General features: G+C 68.2%; 11 protein-coding genes. 8 read left to right on the top strand and 3 right to left on the bottom strand.

What is annotated here, in order from left to right:
* Positions 1–20: 20 nt before the first annotated feature.
* Genes AC1RSK_RS05760 through metH form a run of 8 tightly spaced genes read left to right on the top strand, consistent with a single transcriptional unit; the run spans position 21 to position 7,940 of the window.
* Positions 21–647, top strand: a complete 627-nt coding sequence (locus AC1RSK_RS05760; protein ID WP_492906358.1) for a TetR/AcrR family transcriptional regulator — start codon at positions 21–23, stop codon at positions 645–647.
* Positions 648–679: 32 nt separating this feature from the next.
* Complete coding sequence (locus tag AC1RSK_RS05765) at positions 680–1,651, top strand: ArsR/SmtB family transcription factor (protein ID WP_492906360.1); 972 nt, start codon at positions 680–682, stop codon at positions 1,649–1,651.
* Positions 1,648–2,580: a methylenetetrahydrofolate reductase [NAD(P)H] gene (gene metF, locus AC1RSK_RS05770; RefSeq protein ID WP_492906362.1), complete on the top strand. Its 933-nt coding sequence runs from the start codon at positions 1,648–1,650 to the stop codon at positions 2,578–2,580. The genes AC1RSK_RS05765 and metF overlap by 4 nt, the downstream gene beginning before the upstream one ends.
* Entirely contained in the window at positions 2,577–3,434 is an 858-nt protein-coding gene (gene bla, locus AC1RSK_RS05775; RefSeq protein ID WP_492906364.1) for a subclass B3 metallo-beta-lactamase, read from the top strand. Before metF ends, bla begins: the two co-directional genes overlap by 4 nt.
* A complete protein-coding gene (locus tag AC1RSK_RS05780) occupies positions 3,431–4,492 on the top strand; it encodes a homocysteine S-methyltransferase family protein (protein ID WP_492906366.1) in 1,062 nt (353 codons plus the stop codon). Before bla ends, AC1RSK_RS05780 begins: the two co-directional genes overlap by 4 nt.
* Positions 4,493–4,495: 3 nt before the next feature.
* Positions 4,496–4,882: a DUF4259 domain-containing protein gene (locus AC1RSK_RS05785; RefSeq protein WP_492906367.1), complete on the top strand. Its 387-nt coding sequence runs from the start codon at positions 4,496–4,498 to the stop codon at positions 4,880–4,882.
* Positions 4,879–5,274, top strand: coding sequence for a hypothetical protein (locus tag AC1RSK_RS05790; protein ID WP_492906369.1), 396 nt, complete (start codon positions 4,879–4,881; stop codon positions 5,272–5,274). The genes AC1RSK_RS05785 and AC1RSK_RS05790 overlap by 4 nt, the downstream gene beginning before the upstream one ends.
* Positions 5,274–7,940: a methionine synthase gene (gene metH / locus AC1RSK_RS05795; RefSeq protein WP_492906371.1), complete on the top strand. Its 2,667-nt coding sequence runs from the start codon at positions 5,274–5,276 to the stop codon at positions 7,938–7,940. The genes AC1RSK_RS05790 and metH overlap by 1 nt, the downstream gene beginning before the upstream one ends.
* Positions 7,941–8,278: 338 nt before the next feature.
* Here metH and AC1RSK_RS05800 read toward each other — a convergent pair whose 3' ends face one another.
* From AC1RSK_RS05800 to AC1RSK_RS05810, 3 genes are read right to left on the bottom strand one after another with little or no spacing between them, the layout of a single operon-like run.
* A complete protein-coding gene (locus AC1RSK_RS05800; RefSeq protein WP_492906372.1) occupies positions 8,279–8,476 on the bottom strand; it encodes a hypothetical protein in 198 nt (65 codons plus the stop codon).
* A gap of 2 nt (positions 8,477–8,478) precedes the next feature.
* Complete coding sequence (locus AC1RSK_RS05805; protein WP_492906373.1) at positions 8,479–9,219, bottom strand: hypothetical protein; 741 nt, start codon at positions 9,217–9,219, stop codon at positions 8,479–8,481.
* Between the two features lie 34 nt (positions 9,220–9,253).
* On the bottom strand, positions 9,254–10,978 hold the full coding sequence (locus AC1RSK_RS05810) for a hydantoinase B/oxoprolinase family protein (RefSeq protein WP_492906375.1): 1,725 nt from the start codon (positions 10,976–10,978) through the stop codon (positions 9,254–9,256).
* Positions 10,979–10,994 lie beyond the last annotated feature (16 nt).

Raw genomic sequence — 10,994 nt, forward strand, 5'->3', positions numbered from 1 at the left:
GGTCAAGAGTTATTTGCGAAATGGTACAAAAATCAGAGGCGCGTCCGCGCGGCAGGCCCCGGGCCTATGACCCGGACAAGGCGGTGGCCAGGGCGCGTGAGGCGTTCTGGACGCAGGGCTATTCGGCGACCTCGCTCGACGACCTGTCGGCCGCCACCGGCATGAACCGGCCCAGCCTCTACGCGGCCTTCGGCGACAAGCGGGCCCTGTACCTGGAGACCCTGCGCCGGACCAAGGACGGCCTGCTGGCCGGGACAAAGGCGGCGCTGGCCCTGCCGGGCGACCTGCAGACCAGCCTCGACTTCTATTTCGGCCGCGCCATCGACGCCTACACGGCCGGCGAGGGCGATGCGCGGGGCTGTTTCGTCATTGGCACGGCCCTGACCGAGGCCGTCGGTGACGACGAGATCAAGGCGGTGCTGCACGAGACCTTCCTCGGCCTCGACGGTATGTTGACGGGGCGCCTTCAGCGCGCCATCGACGAAGGCGAACTGCCCGCAACCGCTGACGCCGCCTCGCTTGGCTACCTGCTGTCGGCGGCGGTGCACGGCCTGGCCATGCGGTCCCGGGCCGGGGAGCCGCGAGAGGCCCTGGACCGCTGGGCCAAGGGCGCCGTGAGCCAGGTTGTCCGCCTCGCCAAGGCTTGACTTAAACACATAAAGATATCTTTATATCCCCAATGAGCCAGGGATCGACCCAGACCGTCGAGATGCTGCGCGCGGCCGGCGAGCCGACGCGTCTGCGCATCCTCGCCCTGCTGGCGGCCGAGGAGCTTAGCGTCCTCGAACTGTGCCGCATTCTGGACCAGAGCCAGCCGCGCGTCTCGCGCCATCTCAAGCTGCTGGCCGAGGCCGGGCTGGTGCAGCGATTCCCCGACGGGGCCTGGGTCTTCTATCGTTTGAGCGCCGCCGGGCCGGCGCGGCTCTTGGTCGATGCGCTCCTTGATCTGACCGATGATGCCGATCCGGTGCTGCGCCGCGACGGTGACCGGCTGGCGGCCGTGGAGGCCGAGCGCTCTAACGAAGCGGCAGCCTATTTTGCCAGAAACGCCGCGCAATGGGATGAAATTCGCTCGCTCTACGCCGCCGAAATCCAGGTCGAGGCGGCGATCAACCGGGCGGCCGGGCAGGGCGGGGTCGGGCGGCTGGTCGACCTGGGGGCCGGAACGGGGCGTATGCTGACCCTGCTGGGCGAGCGGGCTGAGCGGGCCATCGGCCTGGACCTGTCGCAGCAGATGCTCAACATCGCCCGGGTCAACGTCAGCGAGGCGGGCCTGGGCGCCTGCGAACTTCGCCACGGCGATATCTTCGCCACCGGCCTGCCGGCCGGCAGCGCCGACCTGGTCACCGTCCACCAGGTGCTGCATTACCTGAGCGACCCCATCGCCGCCGTCGCCGAGGCCGCAAGGCTGGTGGCCCCGGGCGGGCGGCTGCTGATCATCGACTTCGCCCCCCACAAGCTGGAGTTCCTGCGCAGCCAGCATCAGCACCGGCGCCTGGGCTTCTCCGATGAGGAGATCCTGCGCTGGCTGGAGGCCGCCGGCCTCGAGGGCCAGGTGAGCGAGACCCTGCCGACCGACGACGGTCAGGGACTGACCATCAAGATCTGGACCGGGACGCGCCCGGCCAACGCCAACAGGAGCGCCGCATGAGCCCGCACCGCCGCGTCATTGGACCGGTCGCCCGCTCGGCCGAACGGCCCAATCGCAAGCTGGGCATCAGCTTCGAGTTCTCGCCGCCCAAGACGCCCGAGGCGGAAGAGACCCTGTGGAACGCCATCCGGCGGCTTGAGCCTCTGCAGCCGGAGTTCGTCTCGGTCACCTATGGGGCCGGCGGCTCGACCCGCGACCGGACCCACCGCACCGTCAAGCGCATCGTCGAGGAGACCAGCCTCAAGCCGGCCGCCCACCTGACCTGCGTCGAGGCCGGGCGCGACGACGTCGACCAGGTGATCCGCGACTATTGGGACGCCGGGGTGCGCCATCTGGTGGCCCTGCGCGGCGACCCGCCCGGCTCGATCGGCGGCGAGTATACGCCCCGCGCCGACGGCTACGCCAACGCCACCGAACTGACCCGCGCCGTTCGGGCCATCCAGCCGTTCGAGGTGCTGGTTGGGGTCTATCCGGAGGGGCATCCCGAGAGCCCCAACATCGACCACGACATCGACGTGCTGAAGGCCAAGGTCGACGCCGGGGCGACGCGGGGCATCACCCAGTTCTTCTTCGAGATCGACCCCTTCCTGCGCTTCATGGAGAAGGTGCGCGCGGCCGGAATCACCATCCCGATCTCGCCGGGGATCATGCCGGTCTCCAACTTCAAGGGCCTGGTGCGGATGGCCGGGGCCTGCGGGGCTTCCATTCCCGGCTGGCTGGGCAACCTGTTCGACGGTCTCGACGTCGATCCCGAGACCCGACGCCTGATCGCCTGCAGCGTGGCCGCCGAGATGTGCGCCAAGCTGGAGGAGCAGGGCTTTTCCGATTTCCACTTCTACACTCTCAACCGGGCCGATCTGGTGTATGCCATCTGCCGCGTGCTGGGGGTGCGTGAGCCGGCCACGTCGCCGGCGGAGGCCGCCGCATGAGCTTGAAAAAACTCGCCCTTTCCGCCATCGCCGCCAGCGCCCTGTTCGTGGTCAACGCCTCGGCCCAGGCGCCCGCCGCCTGGACCAAGGCGACGACGCCGTTCCAGGTGATCGGCAACATCTACTATGTCGGGACCGAGGGCATCTCGGCCTGGCTGATCACCAGCTCCAAGGGCCACATCCTGATCGACGGCGGCATGCCGGCGGGCGCCGCCATGGTCGAGGCCAACATCAAGGCGCTGGGCTTCAAGCTGTCGGACGTCGACCTGATCCTCAACAGCCACGCCCACTTCGACCATGCCGGGGCCATCGCCCAGCTGAAGAAGGACACCGGCGCCGTGGTTATCGCCAGCGCCGGCGACAAGCCGGCCCTGGAAAGCGGCAAGTACGTCGGTTCCGAGAGCGTCGCCGCCTACGGCTTCCCGCCGGTCAAGGTCGACAAGACGGTGGCCGATGGCGAAACCCTGTCGGTCGGCTCCAACACCCTGAAGGCCAACCTGACGCCCGGCCACACCAAGGGCTGCACCTCCTGGACCACCTCGGTGAAGGACGGCGGGAAGACCTACAAGGTCATCTTCTTCTGCAGCACCTCGGTGGCCGCCAACCGGCTGGCCCCCAACCCGCAGTACCCGGGCATCGTCGCCGACTATCAGAAGAGCTTCGCCAAGCTGGCCGGCATGCAGGCCGACGTCTTCCTGGCCCCGCACCCCGAGCAGATGAACCTGGCCGCCAAGCGCGCGGCCATGGGGCCGGGCAAGCCCAACCCCTTCGTCAACCCGACGGAGCTTCAGACCGTCACCGCCGCCTCGAAGGCCGACTTCGAGGCCAAGCTGAAAGCGCAGGGTGGATCATGACCAGACAGGACCGCGCCGCCGCGCTGAAGCAGGCGGCCAGGGAACGCATCCTCATCCTCGACGGCAGCTGGGGCGTCATGTTCCAGCGCGAGGGGCTGACCGAAGAAGACTTCCGGGGGGACCGCTTCCGGGAGCACAACGTGCTGCTCAAGGGCAACAACGACATCCTCTGCCTGACCCGGCCGGACCTGGTGCAGAAGCTGCACGAGGCCTATTTCGCGGCCGGCGCCGACATCAGCGAAACCAACACCTTCAGCGCCACCTGGATCGCCCAGGAGGACTACGCCTGCGAGGCGGCGGTGCGCGACATCAACTACCAGGGCGCCCTGCTGGCCCGGGCGGCGGCAGACAAATTCACGGCCGCCGAGCCGGACAAGCCGCGCTTCGTGGCCGGCTCGATCGGGCCGCTGAACAAGATGCTGTCGATGAGCTCGGACGTGAACGATCCGGGCGCCCGGTCGGTGACCTTCGACCAGGTCTATGACGCCTACCGCGAACAGGTGCGGGCGCTGCATGACGGCGGGGTCGATCTGTTCGTCATCGAGACGATCACCGACACCCTCAACTGCAAGGCCGCCATCAAGGCGATCATGGACCTTGAGGACGAGGGGCTGGAGCCGTTGCCGATCTGGATCAGCGGCACCATCACCGACCGCTCGGGCCGCACCCTGTCCGGCCAGACCGCCGAGGCTTTCTGGAACAGCGTCAAGCATGCGCGGCCGTTCGCCGTCGGCTTCAACTGCGCGCTTGGCGCCGACCTGATGCGGCCGCACATCGCCGAGATGTCGCGCGTCGCCGACACCCTGGTCGCCGCCTATCCCAACGCCGGCCTGCCCAACGCCATGGGCCAGTACGACGAGCAGCCGCACGAGACGGCCTGTCACCTGGAAGAGTGGGCGGCCAGCGGGCTGGTCAACATCCTCGGCGGCTGCTGCGGCACGACGCCGGAGCACATCCGGCATGTCGCGGAAGCGGTGAAGGGCAAGAAGCCCCGGCCGATCCCGGAACGGCCTAAGGCCATGCGCTTGGCCGGGCTCGAACCGTTTGAGTTGGCCTAGACCATGGGCGCGTGGAGCCACGAGCCGTTCGCCAACGACGATGCGCTCGATTTCCTTGCCGAGCTGGAGCAGGGGGGCATGCAGGCCGTTGGCGGACGGCTGCAGGACGTGATCGATCTGGACTACGTCGAGGCGGACGCGGCGTCGGCGGGCGTTGCCGCCGCGGCCGTGCTGGCGGCTGTTCGCTCGAAAGACGCCAGTCTGCTTCCTGACGACTATCGACACCTGGTGGTGCGCCTCGCCGGCGGAGAGCAGGGTTTGCTGGAGATTGGACGGGCTGCGCTGGACCGAATTGGCGCCGACTCGGAATTGATGGAGCTCTGGGGCGAAGGGCCAGACCTCGAGGCATGGCAAGCCAGTCTGGCGCGGATACGGGAGCGCCTGACGTGAGCACGACGCCGAAGCTCGACAAGGCCCACGCGCTCACCGCCACCGAGACCGAGTTGCTGCGCGATCTGCGCAGCCGGCTCGGCCGTGCGACCAACGACAAGGCCGCCGCCGTGCTCGTCAACGCCCTGGTGCAGACCGCGCCACGTATCGACATCGGCGCGGCGCCGGGCGATCCGGTGCTTGAGATCAAGGACTTTGACGCCTTCAAGCTGGCGGTGGCCGGCGCGACGATGGCCCAACTGCGCTCTGCGATAGCGGGCCTGAAACAACTTCACGGGCAGGGGCCCGGGCCAGTGATGAAGGCCGTCACGGCTGGTGTGCCCCAGGCGGTCATCAGCCGCCGCCTGGCCCTCGGGGGCCGTGAGCCCGCTATCGATAATGGGATGCTGTAGTGAGACCTGTCTTCGTCAACGTCGGTGAGCGGACCAACGTCACCGGCTCGGCCAAATTCCGCAAGCTGGTGGTCGAGGGCGACTACACGGCGGCGCTGGCCGTGGCGCGCCAGCAGGTCGAGGCCGGGGCGCAGGTCATCGACGTCAACATGGACGAGGGCCTGCTGGATTCGAAGCTGGCCATGGTCACCTTCCTCAACCTGATGGCGGCCGAGCCGGACATCGCCCGGGTGCCGGTGATGATCGACAGCTCCAAGTGGGAGGTGATCGAGGCGGGCCTCAAGTGCGTTCAGGGCAAGGCCATCGTCAATTCGATCAGCATGAAGGAGGGCGAGGACGCCTTCCGGCATCATGCGCGCCTGTGCCTGCGCTATGGCGCGGCCGTGGTGGTCATGGCCTTCGACGAGCAGGGCCAGGCCGACACCGCCGCCCGCAAGATCGAGATCTGCACACGGGCCTACAACATCCTGGTGGACGAGGTCGGCTTTCCCCCCGAGGACATCATCTTCGACCCCAACATCTTCGCGGTGGCGACGGGGATCGAGGAGCACGACAACTACGCCGTCGACTTCATCGAGGCGACACGGGCCATCAAGCAGCAGCTGCCCTGGGCGCGGGTGTCGGGTGGGGTGTCAAACGTCTCGTTCAGCTTCCGCGGCAACGAGCCGGTGCGGCGGGCCATCCACTCGGTGTTCCTCTACCACGCCATCAACGCCGGCATGGACATGGGCATCGTCAACGCCGGCGACCTGCCAGTCTACGACGACATCCCGGCCGAGCTGCGGGAAGCCGTCGAGGATGTGATCCTCAACAGGAAGCCCAAGGACGGCGGCAGCCAGACCGAGCGGCTGGTCGACCTGGCGCCCAAGTACAAGGGCGATGGGACGGTGGCCAAGGTGGCCGACCAGGCCTGGCGGGCCGGCACGGTGCAGGAGCGGCTGACCCACGCCCTGGTCAACGGCATCACCGAGTTCATCGACGCCGACACCGAGGAGGCCCGGCTGCAGGCCGAGCGGCCGCTGCACGTCATCGAGGGGCCGTTGATGGACGGTATCAACGTCGTCGGCGACCTGTTCGGCGCGGGCAAGATGTTCCTGCCGCAGGTGGTCAAGTCGGCCCGGGTGATGAAGCAGGCGGTGGCCTGGCTGACGCCCTTCATGGAGGCCGAGAAGGAAGGCCAGCCGCGCAAGGCGGCGGGCAGGATCCTGATGGCCACGGTCAAGGGCGACGTCCACGACATCGGCAAGAACATCGTCGGGGTGGTCCTGCAGTGTAACAACTACGAGGTCATCGACCTGGGCGTCATGGTCCCGGCCGACCGCATCCTCGACGAGGCCAAGGCCCACAACGTCGACATCATCGGGCTGTCGGGCCTGATCACCCCGTCGCTGGACGAGATGGTCTTCGTCGCCGCCGAGATGGAGCGGCGCGGCTTCGACATCCCCCTGCTGATCGGCGGGGCGACGACCAGCAAAACCCACACGGCGGTGAAGATCGAGCCGGCCTACCGGCGCAGTTCGACCACCTATGTGCTCGACGCCAGCCGGGCGGTCGGTGTGGTCTCCGGCCTCCTTTCCGAAGAGAGGCCCCGGCTCGAAGCCGAGACCCGCACCGAATACATCCGTGTCCGCGAGCAGTTCGCTCGCGGCCAGGAAGCCAAGAACCGCACTCCGATCGCCAAGGCGCGGGCCAACGCCCATCCCGTCGACTGGAGCGCGCAACCGACGGTGAAGCCCAGCTTCATCGGCGTCCGCGCCGTCGAGGGCGACCTGGCCGACCTGGCCCGCCACATCGACTGGACGCCCTTCTTCGCCAGCTGGGAGCTGGTCGGGCGCTATCCGGCCATCCTAGAGGACGACATCGTCGGCGAGGCGGCCAGCGACCTGTTCCGCGACGCGCAGGCGATGCTGAAGCGCATCGTCGAGGAGAAGTGGTTCACCGCCAAAGGGGTTGTCGGCTTCTGGCCGGCCCAGGCGGTGGGTGACGACATCGCGGTGTTCTCGGACGAGAGCCGCACCGCCGAACTGGCCCGCTTCCACACCCTGCGCCAGCAGATGGACAAGTCGGGCGGCAAGGCCAACCTGGCCCTGTCGGACTTCGTCGCCCCGGGCGACAAGGCCCAGGACTGGATCGGCGCCTTCGCCGTCACCGCCGGCCATGGCGAGACCGAGATCGCCGCGAAGTTCAAGGCGGCCGGCGACGACTACAACGCCATCCTGTCGGCGGCCCTGGCCGACCGGCTGGCCGAGGCCTTCGCCGAATCCCTGCACCGGCAGGTGCGGACGCAGCTGTGGGGTTACGCCCCCGACGAGCCCTTCGACATCGACGCCCTGATCGCCGAGAAGTACCAGGGCATCCGCCCGGCGCCGGGTTACCCGGCTCAGCCGGACCACACCGAGAAGGCGACGCTGTTCAAACTGCTCGACGCCGAAAACCACACCGGCATGGCCCTGACCGAGAGCTTCGCCATGAGCCCGCCGGCCTCGGTCTCGGGCCTCTACTTCGCCCATCCGCAGGCCCACTACTTCGGGGTCGGCAAGATCGATCGCGACCAGGTGGCGGACTATGCGGACCGCAAGGGCTGGGAACTGGCGACAGCCGAGCGCTGGCTGGCGCCGATCCTGGCCTATGACCCGATGGCGAAGGCGCGGGACGCGGCGGCATAGCGGCGGAGCTTATCGAAGCGGTCCGCCATTGTACCACGGCTTGGCGGCTGTCGAGCGGTTTGTTGCCGTTAAGTCTTTGAAATATAGAAAATATTTGCTTGTGGTCGCGTCTATGAAAGGTCGTGGTCGGGCGACAAAAAGATATCGATCGCGTTGTGGTTTCGTTGGGGTGAAGTTGCAGTTTGTCAGGGTGTTCTTGCCCCGCCGACGGCAAAAGGGGACACATTGAATTGCCGCGGACGCTCGAGAGAACCCCGAGGTTGGTGTCAGCGGCAATTCAATGTGTCCCCGTTTCAGCGTCCGCCGGCCGGAAGATGAATATGTCTAGACATATTGATCTAGAGGTTTTGCAGATGGTTGCCGAGGATGATCGTCAACACGACGACGAACCATAACCCGACCGCGCCCACGCCGTTCGCCAGCATGCGCCGGGTGTCTCCCCGCCTGGACCAGGAGTGATAGACCGACCGTCCGAACGCCACGAACGAGAGCACGCCGCAGGCGATCGCCACGGCGTACAGCAGATAGACGATCACGCCTATTGCGGGCCGCGCAGGTCGGGGGCCGGGGCGTCCTCTGGCTTGGCATCAGCCGGAGCGGTGTCCGAGGGCGTGAGCGTCTGTTCGGCCGGGTCGGAGACCTGCGGCTCGACCGGCGTCCCAACAATCGGCTCGGCGGCCTGGGCGTCGGTGACGGCGGCGCCGATGGGATCAGCCGGCGCGGCCGCGGGGGCCTTGGCGTTGTAGGTCAGGGCCTGGCCAAACAGGTTGGACTTGGTCTGCAGCTTCTGGGCGGTGGGCAGGCAGCGTCCGGGCAGGCCCCAGCTCATCCACTCGCGGGCCAGGTACTTCTTGTCCTTGGTGTCACGGATGGTGAACCAGACGCCGTTGCCGCGCTTCAGCGACTCGGCGCCGTAGGGGGCGATCGGCTTGGGAGAGGCCTTTTCGGCCGCTTCCATGGCGCCGCGGAACAGTTTCAGCGTGTCCTTGCCGGCCGCGCGCTGGTCCTTGTAGCCCTGCATGTCGGCGGGCGGGGCGCCGGGGATCTTGGCGATCTCGGTCTCGATCCGCTCCACCTCGGGCAGGACCTTGTCGTAGAGCTTCATGTGGCCGTCGAGGGCGCCGTAGCACCAGGCGACCAGGCCGTAGTCGTCGTCCGGCGCGCCGGGCGGGATCGGGTATTCCGCTTCGGCCGGCGCGGCGGCCGGGGCCGGCGTCTCGGCGGGCGCGACCTCCTGGGTCAGCAGCAGGGAGAGGAGCAGGGGAAGGATCGGGGCCATTCAAAGGTCCTGGTCAGGGGCAAACACGGGCAACTCAGACGTCGGCGCTGCCGAAACCACCGCCCCCCGGGGTTTCGATCTCGATGACGTCACCAGCCTCCACGGATACGGAGAAACAGCCGGTGAGGCTTCTTACCTCGCCGTTTGTGGCAATCAAACGTTGCTCGCCCGGCAAACCATCCCCGCCACCGGCGATTCCGCGCGGAACATTCAGCCTGCGGCTTGAAAGCAACGCTGCGTCCATGGGGCTGAGGAAGCGCATGCGGCGCAGGGCGCCGTCGCCGCCGGGGTGTCTGCCGGCCCCGCCGGAGCCGTGGCGGATGCCGAAATGCTCGACGCGGACCGGGAAGCGGCGCTCGAGGATTTCGGGGTCGGTGAGACGGCTGTTGGTCATGTGGGTGTGGATGGCCGACGTGCCGGGGCCGCGGGCGGTGGCGCCGGAGCCGCCGCAGATGGTCTCGTAGTACTGCTTGTCTTCGTCGCCGAAGGTGAAGTTGTTCATCGTCCCCTGGCCGTTGGCCATGACGCCGAGCGCCGCATAGAGGGCGTCGACGACGTGCTGGCTGGTCTCGACATTGCCGGCGACGACGGCGGCCGGCGGATGCGGGTCGAGCATCGAGCCTTCTCTGGTCAGGATGTGCAGCGGGGCCAGGCAGCCGGCGTTGAGCGGAATCTCGTCGTCGACCAGGGTGCGGAAGACGTAGAGGGCGGCGGCGCTGACGATGGCGCTGGGGGCGTTGAAGTTGGTGGCCAGCTGGTCGGCGGAGTCCGTGAAGTCGAGGGTGGCCTCACGGGCGGCGGCGTCGACGGTGACCTTGACGACGATCTCGCCGGCCCCGTCGAGGGGGACGCGGGCCTCGCCGTCGGTGAGTTTCTCGATGGCGCGGCGGACGGAGGCTTCGGCGTTCTGTTGGACGAAGGCCATGTAGCGGGCGACGGTGCGGGCCCCGTGGCTTTCGATCATCTGGGCGACGGCGGAGGCGCCGGCCTGGCAGGCGGCGAGCTGGGCCTTGAGGTCGGCGATGTTGCGGTCGGGGGCGCGGGCCGGCCACTGGCCGGTGGCGAGCGCGGCGCGGGTCTCGGCTTCGAGGAAGACGCCTTTGCGCATCATGGGGAGGGCGTCGAGCATGACGCCTTCCTCGTCGATGGACTTGGAGAAGGGCGGCATGGAGCCGGGCTGGACGCCGCCGACGTCGGCGTGGTGGCCGCGGGCGGCGACGTAGAAGGATGGCTGGGCGTCGGACGGGTCCATGAACACCGGCATCACCACGGTGATGTCGGGCAGGTGGGTGCCGCCGAAGTAGGGGTTGTTGAGGACGAAGGCGTCGCCGGGGGCGAAGGATGCGTGGCGGGCCTGCACGGCGCGGACGCTGGCGCCCATGCTGCCCAGGTGCACCGGCATGTGGGGGGCGTTGGCGACCAGGCCGCCATCGGTGTCGAACAGGGCGCAGGAGAAGTCGAGCCGCTCCTTGATGTTGACCGAATGGGCGGTGCGTTCGAGGGCGGCGCCCATGGCCTCGGCGACGCCCATGAAGCGGCGGTTGAACAGCTCGAGGGTGACCGGGTCGGGGCGGGTGGTGTCGGATTCGGCGAGGGCTTTGGCGGTGGTGCGGGTCAGGCGGATCAGGCCATCGTCCTCGCGGGCGGCGGTCCAGCCGGCGGCGACGGCGATCTGGGTGTCGCCGCGAACGATGAGGGCGGGGCCGGGGAGGGTGGTGACGGCGTCGGCGGAGATGGCGGCGTTCAGTTCCTCCCCCATCGGGGGAGGGGGACCA

It is taken from the genome of Caulobacter sp. GW821-FHT11A05 (assembly GCF_058809015.1).

Bases quoted from the DNA above. Each gene is read 5' to 3' on its own strand.
- AC1RSK_RS05810 (WP_492906375.1), bottom strand. From the start codon at position 10,978: ATGGGGGAGGAACTGAACGCCGCCATCTCCGCCGACGCCGTCACCACC.
- AC1RSK_RS05760 (WP_492906358.1), top strand. From the start codon at position 21: ATGGTACAAAAATCAGAGGCGCGTCCGCGCGGCAGGCCCCGGGCCTAT.
- AC1RSK_RS05765 (WP_492906360.1), top strand. From the start codon at position 680: ATGAGCCAGGGATCGACCCAGACCGTCGAGATGCTGCGCGCGGCCGGC.
- metF (WP_492906362.1), top strand. From the start codon at position 1,648: ATGAGCCCGCACCGCCGCGTCATTGGACCGGTCGCCCGCTCGGCCGAA.
- AC1RSK_RS05780 (WP_492906366.1), top strand. From the start codon at position 3,431: ATGACCAGACAGGACCGCGCCGCCGCGCTGAAGCAGGCGGCCAGGGAA.
- AC1RSK_RS05785 (WP_492906367.1), top strand. From the start codon at position 4,496: ATGGGCGCGTGGAGCCACGAGCCGTTCGCCAACGACGATGCGCTCGAT.
- bla (WP_492906364.1), top strand. From the start codon at position 2,577: ATGAGCTTGAAAAAACTCGCCCTTTCCGCCATCGCCGCCAGCGCCCTG.
- AC1RSK_RS05805 (WP_492906373.1), bottom strand. From the start codon at position 9,219: ATGGCCCCGATCCTTCCCCTGCTCCTCTCCCTGCTGCTGACCCAGGAG.